We start from the raw sequence: 15,188 nt of genomic DNA on the forward strand, positions 1-15,188 counted from the left end.
GTCAGAGCACCCGCACGGACGGCGCGTCCGCCGGCGCGATCGCCAGCGGGTTGCGCAGGGGCAGCGTGAACGGCGCCGCCGCGATCTCGAACACGTCGCCCGGCCGGGTTGCGACGCCGTCGCTGAACGACAGGGTCGCGGTCCCGAAGAAGTGGACGTGCACGTCGCCGGGGCGCCGGAACGGCGCGTACTTGAAGTGGTGCAGCTCCAGATTGGCGATGCTGTGGGACATGTTGGCCTCCCCGGACTGGAACTGCTTCTCCCAGAGCACGGCTCCGTCGCGCAGGATGCGGCTCGTGCCGCGCACGTCCGGCGGCAGGGCACCGAGCCACAGCTCCGGGCCGAGGGCGGCCGGGCGGAGCTTGGAATGGGCGAGCCACAGGTAGTTGCCGCGCTCGGTCACGTGGTCGGAGAACTCGTTCGCCAGGGCGAAGCCGAGGCGCACCGGCGTTCCGTCGGCGTCGATCCGGTAGATCCCGGCGATCTCCGGCTCCTCGCCGCCGTCGCGGGCGAAGGCCGGCGAGATCAGCGGCTCGCCGCAGGCGACGAGGCCGGAGCCGTCGCCCTTGTAGAACCACTCGGGCTGCGCGCCGGTCTCGCCCGGCGCCGGCTTCCCGCCCTCGACGCCCATCCGGAACATGCGAATCGAATCGGTTGGCGCCGGGTCGGTCGCGGCCGCGCGGTGCATCGCGTCGCGGCCCTCGGCGGAGCCGAGATGCGTCAGGCCGGTGCCGCTCAGCAGGAGGTGCGCGGGATCGGCGTGATCGACGGGCGGCAGGAGCCGGACCGCGTCGAGATCGACGGGCGCGCCGAACCCCGCGCGCCCCGCCGTCGCGGCCAGATCGTCCCCCGCGGCGAGGGCCCTCCGCGCCAGGGCCAGCACGCTGTCGACGCCGAGCACCCGCCGCGCCCGGCCGCCGACGAGCAGCGCGACGCCGCGCTGCTCGTCGGCGGCGCAAAATTGTAGGAGTGATCGTCCCATCTGTGTCCTCCCGGGGACGACCGCTTCGGGGCGTCCTGAACGCGCGGCCGTCGAGGGTCGCGCGGCGGCCCGTCAGTGGCCGGGTTGCGGGGCGCGAGCGCCGTCGATCCGGCGCGCCAGGTCCCGGTGGAGGACTGGGCGCGGCATCCGCTCGGTCGCCAGCGGCCCGACCGCGCCGTCGCGGCCGCCCGAGGTCGCCGGGAACGGACCGCCCTGCACCATCGCGGGGGCGACCCCCGCGCCGACCCGGACGCTGCCGCGGACCGTGACGGATCCTGTCGATTCACTACTCATACAATTGGGCTAGAGCAGTTCGCCTCCGGCCGCAAGCGCGGCCGCGCCTTCGGTGCGGCGGGCGTTCCTCTTTGCGCTCCTACAACTTCAGGATACGATCACGCCGTTCCTGCCCCGACCCGGTGGCCCGGACCGGAGGTGGATGCGGTGAGGCAGGAGCGGAGCTCGGAGAACGTGACGCTGCCCCTCGCCTCGGGGTCGCGCCGCATCCACGGCTCGGTCGCCCGCGCTCTGGGCGCGGCGATCCTCGGCGGCCGCTACGCGCCCGGAGACGTGCTGCCCGGCGAGATCGAATTCTCTGAGAAATTGAATGTCTCGCGCACCGCCTACCGCGAGGCGATCCGCATCCTGAGCGCGAAGGGGCTCGTGGAGAGCCGCCCGCGCACCGGCACCCGCGTCAGCCAGCGCAGCCGCTGGAACCTGCTCGATCCCGACATCCTGGCCTGGGCCTTCGAGTCGGAGCCGAGCGAGTCCTTCATCCGCGACCTGTTCGAGCTGCGGATCATCGTCGAGCCGGCCGCGGCCGCGCTCGCGGCGGGACTGTCAGGAATTCCGTGTGCGGGCGGCGTGTTGAACATCAGGCCGCCATGGCCCGGGTGAAGCGCTCGCCGAAGATGACGGCGAACTGCGCCTTGGCCATGACCCACTCACGCGGGCCCATCTTCCACGCCTTCTCGGAGCGGTTCAAGACCAGGTAGAGCAGCTTCAGCGCGGCCTCGTCGGTCGGGAAGTGACCGCGGGCGCGCACGGCCCGGCGCAGCGTGGCGTTCAGGGCCTCGATGGCGTTCGTCGTGTACAGGATCCGACGAACCTCGCCGGGGAAGGCATAAAACGGGATCACCTCGCCCCAGGCCCGCCGCCAGCTCTGGGCGATGGCCGGGTACTTCCGGCCCCACTCGCCCGCCTCGAAGGCCGCCAGCGCCGCCTCACCAGCTGTGGCATCGAGCGCGCGGTAGATGTCCTTCAGCGCCGCGGCCACGAGCTTGCGGTCCTTGTAGGACACGAAGTCGAGGCTGTGGCGCAGCAGGTGGACGATACAGGTTTGAACCAGCGCCTCGGGGAACACCGCCCGGATCGCGTCGGGGAAGCCCTTCAGGCCGTCGACCACGGCAAGCAGCACGTCCTCGACGCCACGGTTCTTCAGCTCGTTCATGACCCGCAACCAGAACTTGGCGCCCTCGTTCTGCTCCAGCCACAGGCCGAGGATCTCCTTGGATCCGTCGGCGCGCACGCCCAGCGCGATATGGACGGCCTTGTTGCGGACCACGCCCTCGTCGCGCACCTTGATCCGCAGGGCGTCGAAGAACACGATCGGGTAGACCGGCTCCAGCGGCCGAGCCTGCCAGGCAGCGACCTCCTCCAGAACCGCGTCGGTCACCGCGCTGATCAGATCGGGGGAGACCTCGATGCCGTAGAGCTCGCGCAGGTGCGCGACGATCTCCCGGGTGCTCATGCCGCGGGCGTACAGCGACACGATCTTGTCGTCGAAGCCGGGAAAGCGGCGCTGATAGCGGGCGATCAGCTGCGGATCGAACGTCGCCTGCCGGTCGCGTGGGATCGCCAGCTCGATCCGGCCTGTCTCGGTCGTGACCGTCTTGCGGCCATAGCCGTTGCGCGTGTTGCCGGCGTCCTCGCCCGCCAGATGGTGGTCCATCTCGGCGTTGAGCGCCCGCTCGGCCAGGGCCTTCTTCAACTCGTCCAGCAGGCCATCGGCCGCGAACGCCGTCCTCGGATCGGCCCCGGCCAGGAGCTGATCCAGGATCGCGTCAGGGATACGGGGTGCTTTGCGTCGTGCCATCGAGAACCTCCATCGGATCCACTATGGCCGCCCGCACACGAAATTCCTGACAGTCCCCTCGCGGCCGCGCGGCGCTCGGGCCTCGACATCGCCCGGATGGGCCACGCCCTGGAGGAGATGGGCCGCCACGGCCTCGCCACCGAGGCCGGGCGGGCCGCCGACCAGGCCTTCCACAACACGATCCTGGAAGCGGCCCGCAACGGCGCGCTGATCGCCCTGTCGAGCTCCATCGCCGCCGCGGTCACGTGGACAACGATCTTCAAGCACCGCCGCCAGGGCCTGCCCCGGGACCCGATGCCGGATCACCGTGCCCTCTACGACGCGATCGTGGCGGGCGACCCGGACGCCGCCCGCGCGACGATGACCGAGCTGGTCCGCCTCGCCCTCGCCGACACCGAGCTGGCGATGCGGCCCTGACGGTGCCGGCGGCGGGGCGCCGCCGGCCCGGACATTGCCCGAGTGGCCCGAGTGGCCCCAGCGGCCTCAGTGGTTGTCGCGCGGCACGCCCCGCGTCTGCGCGATGCGCTGGAACGCCTCGGCGCCCTCCAGGATGGCCCCGGTGTGCATCTGCCCCACCGCGGCGCGCTGCATCGCCTGCCAGGGGGTCTGCGAGGCCGGATAGGCGTAGCCGCCCGCCGCCTCCAGGGCCGCGCGCCGCCGCGCGATCTCGTCGGCGTCGACCAGCATGTCGGCGGTGCCGCGGCGCAGGTCGATCCGCACCCGATCGCCTGTGCGCAGGAAGGCGAGGCCGCCGCCGGCCGCCGCCTCGGGCGAGGCGTTGAGGATCGACGGCGAGCCGGAGGTGCCGGACTGGCGCCCGTCGCCGAGGCAGGGCAGCGCGTGCACGCCGGCCCGGATCAGCTGCGCGGGCGGGCGCATGTTCACCACCTCGGCCGCCCCCGGGTAGCCCACGGGCCCGGCCCCGCGCATGACCAGCAGGGTCTCCTCGGTGATGCCGAGGCTCGGGTCGTCGATCCGGGCGTGGTAATCCTCCGGCCCGTCGAACACCACGACGGGGCCCTCGAAGGCGTCCGGATCCTCCGGGTTCGACAGGTAGCGGCTGCGGAACTCCGCGCCGATGACGCTGGTCTTCATCACCGCGGCGTCGAACAGGTTGCCGCGCAGGACCAGGAAGCCTGCCGCCTCCTTGAGCGGCCGGTCGATCGGCCGGATCACGTCCTCGTCCTCGATTGCGGCGCCGCGGCAATTGTCGCCGAGGGTGCGCCCGTTCACGGTGAGGGCGCCCTCGCGGATCAGGCCGCGGCGCATGAGCTGCGCCACCACCGCGGGCAAGCTGCCGGCGCGGTAGTAATCCTCGCCGAGATAGGCGCCCGCCGGCTGCAGGTTGACGAGGAGCGGCACGTCGAGGCCGTGGGTCTGCCAGTCCGCGATGTCGAGCGCGACCCCCATGTGGCGGGCGATCGCCGCGAGGTGGATCGGCGCGTTGGTCGAGCCGCCGATCGCAGAATTGACCGCAATGGCGTTGAGGAAGGCGTCGCGGGTCAGGATGTCGGAGGGCTTCAGGTCCTCGGCCACCATGGCGACGACGCGCTTGCCCGTCAGGTAGGCGGCCTCCTGCCGGTCGCGGTAGGGCGCAGGGATCGCGGCCGAGCCGGGCAGCATCATGCCGAGCGCCTCGGCGAGGGTGTTCATCGTGGTGGCGGTGCCCATCGTGTTGCAGAAGCCGGTCGAGGGCGCCGACGAGGTCACCAGCTTGATGAAGCCGTCGTGGTCGATCTCGCCGGCCGCCAGCATCTCGCGGGCCTTCCAGACGATCGTGCCGGATCCGATGCGCTGGCCCTTGAACCAGCCGTTGAGCATCGGCCCCACCGACAGGGCGATGGCCGGGATGTTCACGGTGGCGGCCGCCATCAGGCAGGCCGGGGTGGTCTTGTCGCAGCCCGTGGTCAGCACGACCCCGTCGAGTGGGTAGCCGTAGAGCAGCTCCACGAGCCCGAGATAGGCGAGGTTGCGGTCGAGGCCGGCGGTCGGCCGTTTGCCGGTCTCCTGGATCGGGTGGACGGGGAATTCGAGGACGATCCCGCCCGCCTCGCGGATGCCCTCGCGGATCCGCTCCGCGAGGACGAGGTGGTGGCGATTGCACGGGGACAGGTCCGAGCCGGTCTGAGCGATGCCGATGATCGGCTTGCCCGAGCGCAGCTCCTCAAGGCTGAGGCCGAAGGTTAGGTAGCGCTCCAGGTAGAGCGCCGTCATGTCGATATTGTCGGGGTTGTCGAACCACGCGCGCGAGCGCAGGGGCCGTGCAATCGGTCGGTCGGTCATTTCTGGGTCCGGTGGGCGGGGCTGGTCGAGAAGCGGTAGGTGATCACGTTCCGGTAGGTCTTGCCGGGATCGAGCCGGGCCGAGCCGAAGGCCGCCTGGTTCGGCGTGTCGGGGAAGAGCTCCGGCTCCAGCGCCAGGGCGTCCGACTGGCGGTAGGCAAGGCCGGACTTACCGACCGCGGTCCCGTTGAGGAAGTTGCCGGCGTAGAACTGGAGGCCGGGCTGGTTGCTCGCCACGTCGAGGACGCGGCCCGATCCCGGATCCTCGACCCGCGCCACCGGGTGCGGCTCGGCCGTGGGCGCGTCGGTCACGACCCAGTTGTGGTCGTAGCCGCGCCCGCGCACGATCTGCGCGTCCTGCCCGTCGCCGATCCGCGCGCCGATCACCGCGGGCTCGCGGAAGTCGAAGGGCGTGCCGGCCACCGGCAGGTGTTCCCCGGTCGGGATCAGGGTGGCGTCGACCGGCGTGAAGCGCTCCGCCGGGATGGTCAGAATCTGGTCGAGGATCGAGCGTCCCGAGCCCTCGCCCGCGAGGTTGAAGAAGCTGTGGTTGGTCAGGTTGACGATCGTCGGCTTGTCGGTCGTCGCCTCGTAGGCGACCGTGAGGGTGTTCGTGTCGTCCAGCGCGTAGGTGGCGGTCGCCGTCAGCGTGCCGGGAGGGACTGTCAGGAATTCCGTGTGCGGGCGGCGTGTTGAACATCAGGCCGCCATGGCCCGGGTGAAGCGCTCGCCGAAGATGACGGCGAACTGCGCCTTGGCCATGACCCACTCACGCGGGCCCATCTTCCACGCCTTCTCGGAGCGGTTCAAGACCAGGTAGAGCAGCTTCAGCGCGGCCTCGTCGGTCGGGAAGTGACCGCGGGCGCGCACGGCCCGGCGCAGCGTGGCGTTCAGGGCCTCGATGGCGTTCGTCGTGTACAGGATCCGACGAACCTCGCCGGGGAAGGCATAAAACGGGATCACCTCGCCCCAGGCCCGCCGCCAGCTCTGGGCGATGGCCGGGTACTTCCGGCCCCACTCGCCCGCCTCGAAGGCCGCCAGCGCCGCCTCACCAGCTGTGGCATCGAGCGCGCGGTAGATGTCCTTCAGCGCCGCGGCCACGAGCTTGCGGTCCTTGTAGGACACGAAGTCGAGGCTGTGGCGCAGCAGGTGGACGATACAGGTTTGAACCAGCGCCTCGGGGAACACCGCCCGGATCGCGTCGGGGAAGCCCTTCAGGCCGTCGACCACGGCAAGCAGCACGTCCTCGACGCCACGGTTCTTCAGCTCGTTCATGACCCGCAACCAGAACTTGGCGCCCTCGTTCTGCTCCAGCCACAGGCCGAGGATCTCCTTGGATCCGTCGGCGCGCACGCCCAGCGCGATATGGACGGCCTTGTTGCGGACCACGCCCTCGTCGCGCACCTTGATCCGCAGGGCGTCGAAGAACACGATCGGGTAGACCGGCTCCAGCGGCCGAGCCTGCCAGGCAGCGACCTCCTCCAGAACCGCGTCGGTCACCGCGCTGATCAGATCGGGGGAGACCTCGATGCCGTAGAGCTCGCGCAGGTGCGCGACGATCTCCCGGGTGCTCATGCCGCGGGCGTACAGCGACACGATCTTGTCGTCGAAGCCGGGAAAGCGGCGCTGATAGCGGGCGATCAGCTGCGGATCGAACGTCGCCTGCCGGTCGCGTGGGATCGCCAGCTCGATCCGGCCTGTCTCGGTCGTGACCGTCTTGCGGCCATAGCCGTTGCGCGTGTTGCCGGCGTCCTCGCCCGCCAGATGGTGGTCCATCTCGGCGTTGAGCGCCCGCTCGGCCAGGGCCTTCTTCAACTCGTCCAGCAGGCCATCGGCCGCGAACGCCGTCCTCGGATCGGCCCCGGCCAGGAGCTGATCCAGGATCGCGTCAGGGATACGGGGTGCTTTGCGTCGTGCCATCGAGAACCTCCATCGGATCCACTATGGCCGCCCGCACACGAAATTCCTGACAGTCCCTGCCGGGATAGCCCTCCTCGCCGTCCGGACTGACGTAGCGCAGGGTGACCGAGGGGGCCGCGCCGCCCTTGACCGCGGTGATCGTCCAGAGCTGCTTGTCGAAGCCGGACGCGCCGCCGTGCAGGGCGTTCGGGCCGTCGTTGATGGCCAGCGTGTAGGTCCGGCCGTCCAGGGTGAAGCGCCCGGCGCGGATGCGGTTGGCGTAGCGCCCGACGCTCGCGCCGAAATAGTTGCCCTTGGCCAGGTAGGAGGCGAGGTCATTGTAGCCGAGCACGACGTCCGCGGCCTTGCCGGAGCGGTCCGGCACGTCGAGGCTCCGCAGGAGCGCCCCCCACGACAGGATCCGCGCCGTGACGCCCTTGCCGTTCGTCAGCGTCACCTCCTCCACCGTCCGGCCGTCCGGCAGCGTGCCGAACACCGCCCGGGTCGGCTCGGCCGCCCGGGCCGGTGCCGGCGTCAGGCCCGGCAGGGCCGCACAGGCGCACAGCGCCAGGGATCCCACTCCACGCATCGCGCTCTCCCCCTTCGTGATTCCGCCCGCCGCGCCGGTCGTGCGCCGGACCGCGACGGGACTCGCGGTTGACGTCCGCGAACCCGATATATACTCAGACAAATAAAAGGAACAACACAGGACCCCGACAAGGTGGCCCGAGAGGCAGAGGACAACGCCGGATGGCAGGACCGATCGCGACCGCGGGGACCGCGGCGCCCCGGACGGGGGCGGAGGCCGCGCGCGACCGGGGCGGCTACCGCCCGGCCCTGTCGCTGCTGGCGAGCCTGTTCTTCATGTGGGGCTTCATCACGGTCATCAACAACACGCTGCTGCCGCACCTGCGCAGCGTATTCGACCTCGACTACACGCAGACCACGCTGATCGAGTCCGTCTGGTTCATCGCCTACTTCGTCGCCTCGATCCCGGCGGCCAAGCTGATCGAGCGCGTCGGCTACCAGCGCGCCCTGGTGACGGGACTGGGCATCATGGCGCTGGGCACGCTCGGGATGATCCTGGCCGCCCACCGGGTCTCCTACGCGATCACGCTCACGGCCCTGTTCGTGATCGCCAGCGGCATCACCCTCCTGCAGGTCGCCGCGAACCCCTACGTGGCGGTGGTCGGCCCGGCCGAGAGCGCCCCGGCGCGGCTCAACCTCGTGCAGGCGTTCAACTCCCTCGGGACGACCCTGGCGCCGCTGTTCGGGGGCTACCTGATCCTCGGCCGCTCGGCCTCGGGCAACGCCGCCGCCGGGGCCACCCTGACCCCGGCCGAGCGCCTGGCCGACGCGCAGTCGGTGCAGCTGCCCTACCTGATCGTGGCGGTGGTGCTCGTCGTCCTCGCCGCGGTCATCGCCCGCTTCCCGCTGCCCGCCATCAGCGGTTCCGGCGGTACCACCGCCCGGGCCGCCAGGGCCGAGCGCGCCGGCCTGTCGCTCTGGCGCCACCGCAACCTCGTGCTCGGCGTGCCGGCGATCTTCATCTACCTGGTCGCCGAGATCGGGGTGTCGAACCTGTTCATCAACTTCGTGTCGCAGCCCGAGATCGGCGACCTGACCCACGCCCAGGCCTCGCGCTACCTGTTCCTGCTCTGGGGCGGCATGATGGTCGGCCGCTTCGTCGGCAGCTACCTGATGCAGCGGCGCCCGGCCGAGACCGTGCTGGCCGGCGCGGCGATCGGCGCCTGCGCGGTGATGCTGGTGGCGACCTTCGCGACCGGCCACCTCGCCCTGTGGGCGCTGATCTCGGTCGGCCTGTTCCACGCGATCATGTTCCCGACGATCTTCACCCTGGGCATCCGCGGCCTCGGTCCGCTCACCGAGGAGGGCGCCGGGCTGCTGATCATGGCGATCGCGGGCGGGTCGCTGGTGGTGGTGCAGGGCTGGGCGGCGGACCGGTACGGGCTGCAGCACTCCTTCCTGATCACCGCCGCCTGCGAGCTCTACGTCCTGTTCTACGCGCTCTGGGGTTGCCGGACCGGCGCCGCAGCGCGGCCGGCCGGCGCCTGAGCGTCGGCCAGATCGGGGAGCCCGCCATGGACCCACGGATCCGCATCCTCGACCGGCCCGGGCGCGATCGGCTCGGCGAGGGCCCGGTCTGGGTTCCGGAGCGGGGCGTGCTGTTCTGGGTCGATATCGAGGCGCCGGCCCTGAACTGGCTGGACCTCGCCGACGGGGCCGTGGGCACGCGCCCGTTCCCGGAACCGCTCGGCTGGATCATCCCCCGCGCGGGCCGGCGCGACTTCGTCGTCGGGCTGAAGAGCGGCTTCGCGACCTACGACCTGGAGGCGGACCGCCTCGCGCCGATCGGCGACCCCGAGCCCGACGATCCCGACAACCGCCTGAACGACGCCAAGGTCGACGGCGCCGGCCGGATCTGGGCCGGGAGCATGCACCAGGCCGAGACCGTGGTGTCGGGCGCCCTGCATCGGCTCGACCCGGACCTGACGTGGCGGCGGATGGATACCAGCTACGGCGTCGCCAACGGGCCGACCTTCAGCCGCGACGGCCGGATCCTCTATCACAGCGACAGCGCCGCCCGGACGGTCTACGCCTTCGACCTCGCCGCCGACGGGGCGCTGACGGGCAAGCGGCCTTTCCTGCGCTTCCCCGACGACTGGGGCTGGCCCGACGGCATGACCACGGACGAAGAGGGCTGCCTGTGGATCGCCCACTGGGGCGGCGGCCGGCTCAGCCGCTTCGATCCCGCGGGGCGCCTGCTGCGCGCGATCCCCCTGCCCGCCCCCAACATCACGAGCTGCGCCTTCGCGGGTCCCGGCCTCGACCGGCTGTTCGTCACCTCGGCGGCGCGGGGGGCCGAGCACGTGCCGGAGGCCGGCGCGCTGTTCGAGCTCGACGTCGGCGTCGCCGGCCTGCCGCCCCGCGCCTTCGCGGGCTGACCGACCCGGCGCCGAGGACGTGAGTCCCCTGCGCAGATCTTTCCTCCAGCGGGGCGGGTCCTCCGGCGTCCGAGCTGCCGCGGCGGGCGGTCGCGGGTCGGCAGTCGCGGGCCTGCGGTCGCGGGATCGTGCGTCGGCGTCCTCCGGATGGGGGATGCGGTCGCCCCGTGCCGGGTCTACGGTCGGGCCTTCTCCGAGACGAGATCACCTTCAAGCCCGCCCGGCCAGGCCGCGGCGGGCTTCTTGTCGGGCGCTACCGCCGGATCGGCAGCCGGTGGCGGGCGTACCCGGCGGCGTCGCGCACGACCAAGCTCCAGGACCGGTCGGGATCGGCCGCGCAGACCTCGTCGGCCATCTCGGCGATGACGCTGCGCGCCTCGGCCATGGCCTCGGCCAGGCTGCCGACCTCCACGCCGTCGTCGTCCCGGATCGTCTCCTCGCCGCTCTCGAGGTCGAAGTAGAAGCGCTCGGACACCGACCTCCCCCCTGCTGCAGCCCCGCGGCGATCGTCCGGATATCTCTACGTAGTGCGATACACGACTGGGAAAGGTCTTCGGTCGGATAAACCTTAATGCATCTAAAACATGGAGTTTGCTCGGATCTGCGCCGTCCGCCCGAGATTCCGCTCACGTTATCAAGTACAAGAATCTCCAGCGTCCCCCCGCCGTCGTCCGACGGCCCGGAGCGGTGGCGCGCCTGAGCCGGGGCCCCGTGACATGTCGACCTCCGCCAACCCGCCCGACCCGTGCGCCGAGACGGCCGCGCTCCGCAAGGACAAGCTGCGCGCGCACATCAGGAGCGTGCTGTCGACGATCCGGTCCCATCATATGGGCCGCGGGGCGCCGTCGATCCGGGCCACGGGCTACGTCCTTGGAGGGTGGTTCTGCGGCTCGGCCGCGGCAACGATCCCGCTTTTTACGTAGCAACGGTCCGTCCAAGGGATGTGTTTCTCGAGGCGCCGCGATCCGGCGCTTCGAACGGCGTCCCATGGCAGAAAACACCCAGCTTCGATCCCATATCCGCGGCGTGCTGCTCAGATTGGTGCGGCGCCTGCGCGATCGGGCCGGCTGACGGGGTCCTGTTCGAGGCCGGTGCGCCGCGCGGCGCACCGACCCCGTCGTCCGGCCGCTCACCCCGGCTGAGCGCCCATCATCGCCTGCATCCGGTCGAGCCGGGCGATGTGCAGGTTGATCAGCGGCAGGGCGCCGCGGGCGATCGCGCGCAGGCCGGGATCCTCGCCCGACCGGGCGTAGGCGCCGTGGATGCTCAGCGCCTCTTGATGGCCCTGGAGCGAGGCGTTCACGAAGGTGGCATCATATTGCGGCCCCGGCGGCATGGCGCTGAGCTGCGCCAGGATCTGCGCCTTCTGCGCGTCGGTGGTCATGCCCTGGGCCGGAGCCGGTCCGCCGATCACACCGCCCGCAACACTGCCGGCGACGCTGCCCGCCGCATTCACGGTCGTGCCGGCCACCGCCACCGGCGCCGCGACGAGGCCGCCGATCAGGCCACCCGGGCCCGCCGCGGCCGGGCCCGGGATCGGGGCGCCGCCCGTGTAGGCGCTGATCTTGCGGGCGAGGTTCACCTGCTCGACCACCTCCGCGCGGGCGAACTTCTTGACGGCGGGATTGGTGGTCTTCGCGTGGGCGTCGCGGGCCGTGTTCTCCAGGAACAGCCCGCCGCCGGTGGCCATCTGGAGATAGGCGCCGGTCGGAATCACGCCGGCCGGTGTGACCTGCGCGAGGGCTGTGCGGGTGACCGCCAGGGCCGCGGTGGCGCCCAGCATCGTGGTGAGGAGAGCGCGTCTGTGCATGCGACGGTGCATCATGGGAGTGGCATCCGGATTGGGTGAGGCACCCGACGCCCCGATCATCGCTTGAGGTGCTGCCCGGCGAACCGCACAGGGGGGACAAGGTTCCTGCCCGGCGGGCCGTCCGAACGGCGGGATCGGGGCACCGAGAAACCGCAGGATGGATCGGATTTCGCGCGCGAATGACCGGTCCTGCGCAGCCTTTGCGCGGGCATACGCCGTCTTCGCCGCCCGGCCCGCGGCTTTATCTCCGATCGATACAGATCTAGATTGGCGCACCGAACGAGGCGGCGCCGCGCGGGGGCGCGGCCATCCGGACCGGCTCTCGAGGTGACGATGGGCCAGACGACGATCAAGGACGTCGCCCGACGGGCCGGCGTGAGCTTCCAGACGGTCTCGCTGGTCCTGAACCACCCGCAGAAGGTCGCCCGGACCACGCGCGAGACCATCGAGACGGCCATGCGCGACCTGGACTTCGTGCCGAGCCTCGCCGCCCGGTCCCTGCGCAAGAAGCCCAGTCGCAGCATCGCCTGCGTGTTCGCTCCGGCGCCGGAGCCCGCCGCCGACGGGGGTCGCCCGGGGGAGACGGCCGATCACGGCCACGTTCTCCGGACCTTCGCCACCGTCACCGACCGGCAGGGCTACACCCTGGTCCACCGCTGCCGCCGCGCCGACGACCCGGACGGCCCGGGCCGGATCGCCGGCCTCGTCAGCGAGGCCCGGGTCGACGGCCTCGTGGTCTTCGCCGAGGATCGGGACGACCCGCTGATCGGCCTGCTCCAGGCCAAGCGATGCCCGTTCGTGGTGTTCGGCCTGGAGGTGCCCGGCACGCACTACGTCGCGCTGGCGGAGCGCGACGCGGTCCACGGGGCCGTCCGCCACCTGATCGCGTCGGGGAGCCGGTCGATCTGCCTGCTCGCGAGCGACGCGCGCCGGCCCGCCGCCGCCACCGAGCGGTTCCGCGGCTACCGGGATGCCCTCGCGGAGGCGGGGCTGCCCCTGCGCGACGCCCTCGTGGTCTCCTGCGACGGGACCGCCGCGGGCGGCTACCGGGCCGCGCGGGCTCTCTTGGAGGCCGGACCCAGCGCCCGGCCGGACGCCGTCGTGGCCGCCAGTGACCGGGTGGCGTTCGGCGTGCTGCGGGCGCTGCACGAGGGCGGCGTGCGGGTCCCCGCGGAGATCCGCGTCGTCGGCTTCGACAACCTCAGCCAGGGGGCCTACGCGGTCCCGAGCCTGACCTCGGTCGATGTCCCGGTGCTCGACATGGTCCGGTCCGCCTTCGCGACGCTGGTCGAACTGATCGAGGGGACGCGGGCGCCGGACGACTTCGCCCAGACGCTGTTCCCCGCGCGCCTCGTCGTGCGCGAGTCGAGTGCGCCGGCGGCACCCTAGCGAGGCCGGCTCTCACTCCGCCGCGAGGACGCCCGCGCCGGCTTCGCCGCGCCCGAACTGCGCCGCGTGCAGGCGGCTGTAGGGGCCGCCGGCGGCCAGCAGAGCCGCGTGCCGGCCCTCCTCGACGACCCCGCCCTCCCCCAGGACCACGATGCGGTCGGCGTCCCGGATGGTGGCGAGGCGGTGGGCGATCACCAGGGTCGTGCGCCCGCGGGCGAGCTCGGCGAGCGCCCGCTGGATCTCCCGCTCGGTCTCGGTGTCGAGCGCCGAGGTCGCCTCGTCGAGGATCAGGATCGGCGGGTTCTTGAGGAAGACCCGCGCGATGGCGATGCGCTGCTTCTGGCCGCCCGACAGGCGCACGCCGCGCTCGCCCACCACGGTGTCGAGGCCCTCCGGCAGGCTGTCGATCAGCCCGCCGAGACGGGCGCGCCGCGCGGCGGCGTCGATCTCGGCCTCGGCGGCGTCGAGGCGGCCGTAGGCGATGTTCTCCCGGATCGTGCCGGCGAACAGGAACACGTCCTGCTGGACGATGCCGATCTGGCGGCGCAGGCTCGCCAGGGTGATGTCGCGGATGTCGATCCCGTCGACGGTGATGCGGCCCGCCTCGACCTCGTAGAAGCGCGGCAGCAGGGCGCAGAGGGTGGTCTTGCCGACCCCCGAGGGACCCACGAACGCCACCGTCTCGCCGGCCGCCACCGCGAGGTCGAGGCCGGCGAAGACCGGGCGGCCGGGCCCGTAGCCGAAGCCCACCCCCTCGAAACGGATGTCGCCGCGCAGGGCGCCGACCGCGCGGGCGCCGGGCCGGTCGGTGATGTCGGGCTCGGTGGCCAGCAGTTCCTGGTAACGGCGGAAGCCCGCGACCCCCTTCGGGTACGTCTCGACCACGGCGCCGATCTTCTCCAGCGGCCGGTAGAACACGCCCACCAGCAGCAGGAAGCCCACGAAGCCCCCGGGCGTCAGGTCGCCCCGGACCACGAAGGCGGCGCCGCCGAGCAGCACCGCGATCTGGACGAGGCGCAGGCCGAGATAGTTGATCGACAGGCCGGCCGCCATCAGCCGGTAGGCCTCGAGCTTGGTGTCCCGGTAGCGGGCGTTGTCGAGGGCGAAGAGGGCGCGCTCGTGGGGCTCGTTGGCGAAGGCCTGCACGACCCGCATCCCGCCGACATTCTCCTCGATCCGCGCGTTGAAGGCGCCGACCCGGCCGTACTGGGCCTGCCAGTTGCGGGTCATGCGGCCGCCGTAGCGGATCGACACGAAGGCGATCAGCGGCAGGATCGCCGCGGTGATCAGCGCCAGCGGCGCGTGGACGTAGAGCATCAGCGCGAAGGCGCCGAACAGCGTCATCACGGCGATGAACAGGTCCTCGGGCCCGTGATGGGCGACCTCGCCGATCTCCTCCAGGTCCTTGGTCACCCGGGCCACGAGGTGGCCGGTCTTCTGGCCGTCGTAGAAGCGGAAGGAGAGCTTCTGCAGGTGGTCGAAGGCCCGCGCCCGCATCGTGGTCTCGATGTTGATGCCGAGCACGTGGCCCCAGTAGGTGACCACCACCATCAGGCCGGCATTGGCGACGTAGACCAGCGCCAGCGCGGCCGCGGCGAGCAGGATCAGGCCCCAGTCCTGCCGGGGCAGCAGGCTGTCGATGAAGCCCTTCACGGCGATGGGGAATCCGAGCTCCAGCAGGCCCGACAGCACCGCGCAGCCGAAATCGACCAGGAACAGCGTCCGGTACGGCCGGTAATAGGCGAGGAAGGCCTTCAGCATCGCGCGG

General features: G+C 71.7%; 15 protein-coding genes. 5 read left to right on the top strand and 10 right to left on the bottom strand.

Annotated elements, in window-relative coordinates; translation table 11 throughout:
• Position 1: 1 nt before the first annotated feature.
• Together araD1 and ACX9MN_RS18840 are read right to left on the bottom strand one after the other, a co-directional pair.
• Positions 2 to 982 carry an AraD1 family protein gene (araD1, locus tag ACX9MN_RS18835; protein WP_489725050.1) on the bottom strand — a complete coding sequence of 327 codons (981 nt, stop codon included), beginning with the start codon at positions 980 to 982 and terminating at the stop codon, positions 2 to 4.
• A gap of 72 nt (positions 983 to 1,054) precedes the next feature.
• Positions 1,055 to 1,276 (bottom strand): hypothetical protein, encoded by a 222-nt coding sequence (locus ACX9MN_RS18840; RefSeq protein ID WP_091928506.1) that lies wholly within the window; start codon positions 1,274 to 1,276, stop codon positions 1,055 to 1,057.
• Between the two features lie 174 nt (positions 1,277 to 1,450).
• Here ACX9MN_RS18840 and ACX9MN_RS18845 point away from each other — a divergent pair, with 174 nt between their 5' ends.
• Entirely contained in the window at positions 1,451 to 1,876 is a 426-nt protein-coding gene (locus ACX9MN_RS18845; protein WP_489725051.1) for a FadR/GntR family transcriptional regulator, read from the top strand.
• Here the strand turns inward: ACX9MN_RS18845 and ACX9MN_RS18850 are convergent.
• On the bottom strand, positions 1,854 to 3,074 hold the full coding sequence (locus ACX9MN_RS18850; protein WP_489725052.1) for an IS256 family transposase: 1,221 nt from the start codon (positions 3,072 to 3,074) through the stop codon (positions 1,854 to 1,856). The two genes, ACX9MN_RS18845 and ACX9MN_RS18850, sit on opposite strands and share 23 nt — an antisense overlap.
• A 42-nt stretch (positions 3,075 to 3,116) precedes the next feature.
• Here ACX9MN_RS18850 and ACX9MN_RS18855 point away from each other — a divergent pair, with 42 nt between their 5' ends.
• Entirely contained in the window at positions 3,117 to 3,491 is a 375-nt protein-coding gene (locus ACX9MN_RS18855) for a FadR/GntR family transcriptional regulator (RefSeq protein ID WP_489725238.1), read from the top strand.
• 66 nt (positions 3,492 to 3,557) lie between these two features.
• Here ACX9MN_RS18855 and ACX9MN_RS18860 read toward each other — a convergent pair whose 3' ends face one another.
• Genes ACX9MN_RS18860 through ACX9MN_RS18875 form a run of 4 tightly spaced genes read right to left on the bottom strand, consistent with a single transcriptional unit; the run spans position 3,558 to position 7,844 of the window.
• Positions 3,558 to 5,357, bottom strand: a complete 1,800-nt coding sequence (locus ACX9MN_RS18860; protein ID WP_489725053.1) for an IlvD/Edd family dehydratase — start codon at positions 5,355 to 5,357, stop codon at positions 3,558 to 3,560.
• Positions 5,354 to 6,025, bottom strand: coding sequence for an aldose epimerase family protein (locus ACX9MN_RS18865; RefSeq protein ID WP_489725239.1), 672 nt, complete (start codon positions 6,023 to 6,025; stop codon positions 5,354 to 5,356). The genes ACX9MN_RS18860 and ACX9MN_RS18865 overlap by 4 nt, the downstream gene beginning before the upstream one ends.
• A gap of 30 nt (positions 6,026 to 6,055) precedes the next feature.
• Complete coding sequence (locus tag ACX9MN_RS18870; RefSeq protein ID WP_489725052.1) at positions 6,056 to 7,276, bottom strand: IS256 family transposase; 1,221 nt, start codon at positions 7,274 to 7,276, stop codon at positions 6,056 to 6,058.
• Positions 7,245 to 7,844 (bottom strand): aldose epimerase family protein, encoded by a 600-nt coding sequence (locus ACX9MN_RS18875; RefSeq protein ID WP_489725054.1) that lies wholly within the window; start codon positions 7,842 to 7,844, stop codon positions 7,245 to 7,247. The genes ACX9MN_RS18870 and ACX9MN_RS18875 overlap by 32 nt, the downstream gene beginning before the upstream one ends.
• A gap of 161 nt (positions 7,845 to 8,005) precedes the next feature.
• Here ACX9MN_RS18875 and ACX9MN_RS18880 point away from each other — a divergent pair, with 161 nt between their 5' ends.
• On the top strand, positions 8,006 to 9,331 hold the full coding sequence (locus ACX9MN_RS18880) for a sugar MFS transporter (protein ID WP_447683557.1): 1,326 nt from the start codon (positions 8,006 to 8,008) through the stop codon (positions 9,329 to 9,331).
• Positions 9,332 to 9,357: 26 nt separating this feature from the next.
• Positions 9,358 to 10,221 (top strand): SMP-30/gluconolactonase/LRE family protein, encoded by an 864-nt coding sequence (locus tag ACX9MN_RS18885; protein ID WP_489725055.1) that lies wholly within the window; start codon positions 9,358 to 9,360, stop codon positions 10,219 to 10,221.
• A gap of 253 nt (positions 10,222 to 10,474) precedes the next feature.
• Here ACX9MN_RS18885 and ACX9MN_RS18890 read toward each other — a convergent pair whose 3' ends face one another.
• Positions 10,475 to 10,696, bottom strand: coding sequence for a DUF6894 family protein (locus tag ACX9MN_RS18890; RefSeq protein ID WP_056527261.1), 222 nt, complete (start codon positions 10,694 to 10,696; stop codon positions 10,475 to 10,477).
• A 654-nt stretch (positions 10,697 to 11,350) separates the two neighbouring features.
• The gene (locus tag ACX9MN_RS18895; RefSeq protein ID WP_489725056.1) at positions 11,351 to 12,031 is read right to left on the bottom strand and encodes a DUF4142 domain-containing protein; all 681 of its coding nucleotides are present in this window, start codon (positions 12,029 to 12,031) and stop codon (positions 11,351 to 11,353) included.
• Between the two features lie 333 nt (positions 12,032 to 12,364).
• Here ACX9MN_RS18895 and ACX9MN_RS18900 point away from each other — a divergent pair, with 333 nt between their 5' ends.
• Entirely contained in the window at positions 12,365 to 13,420 is a 1,056-nt protein-coding gene (locus ACX9MN_RS18900; protein ID WP_331327554.1) for a LacI family DNA-binding transcriptional regulator, read from the top strand.
• Positions 13,421 to 13,432: 12 nt separating this feature from the next.
• Here ACX9MN_RS18900 and ACX9MN_RS18905 read toward each other — a convergent pair whose 3' ends face one another.
• Positions 13,433 to 15,181, bottom strand: a complete 1,749-nt coding sequence (locus ACX9MN_RS18905) for an ABC transporter ATP-binding protein (RefSeq protein WP_042675783.1) — start codon at positions 15,179 to 15,181, stop codon at positions 13,433 to 13,435.
• Between the last annotated feature and the right edge of the window lie 7 nt (positions 15,182 to 15,188).

It is taken from the genome of Methylobacterium sp. 1A (assembly GCF_058072805.1).

Coding starts and splice junctions, on each gene's coding strand:
- araD1 (WP_489725050.1), bottom strand. CDS start 982: ATGGGACGATCACTCCTACAATTTTGCGCCGCCGACGAGCAGCGCGGC.
- ACX9MN_RS18840 (WP_091928506.1), bottom strand. CDS start 1,276: ATGAGTAGTGAATCGACAGGATCCGTCACGGTCCGCGGCAGCGTCCGG.
- ACX9MN_RS18850 (WP_489725052.1), bottom strand. CDS start 3,074: ATGGCACGACGCAAAGCACCCCGTATCCCTGACGCGATCCTGGATCAG.
- ACX9MN_RS18860 (WP_489725053.1), bottom strand. CDS start 5,357: ATGACCGACCGACCGATTGCACGGCCCCTGCGCTCGCGCGCGTGGTTC.
- ACX9MN_RS18870 (WP_489725052.1), bottom strand. CDS start 7,276: ATGGCACGACGCAAAGCACCCCGTATCCCTGACGCGATCCTGGATCAG.
- ACX9MN_RS18875 (WP_489725054.1), bottom strand. CDS start 7,844: ATGCGTGGAGTGGGATCCCTGGCGCTGTGCGCCTGTGCGGCCCTGCCG.
- ACX9MN_RS18880 (WP_447683557.1), top strand. CDS start 8,006: ATGGCAGGACCGATCGCGACCGCGGGGACCGCGGCGCCCCGGACGGGG.
- ACX9MN_RS18885 (WP_489725055.1), top strand. CDS start 9,358: ATGGACCCACGGATCCGCATCCTCGACCGGCCCGGGCGCGATCGGCTC.
- ACX9MN_RS18895 (WP_489725056.1), bottom strand. CDS start 12,031: ATGCACAGACGCGCTCTCCTCACCACGATGCTGGGCGCCACCGCGGCC.
- ACX9MN_RS18900 (WP_331327554.1), top strand. CDS start 12,365: ATGGGCCAGACGACGATCAAGGACGTCGCCCGACGGGCCGGCGTGAGC.
- ACX9MN_RS18905 (WP_042675783.1), bottom strand. CDS start 15,181: ATGCTGAAGGCCTTCCTCGCCTATTACCGGCCGTACCGGACGCTGTTC.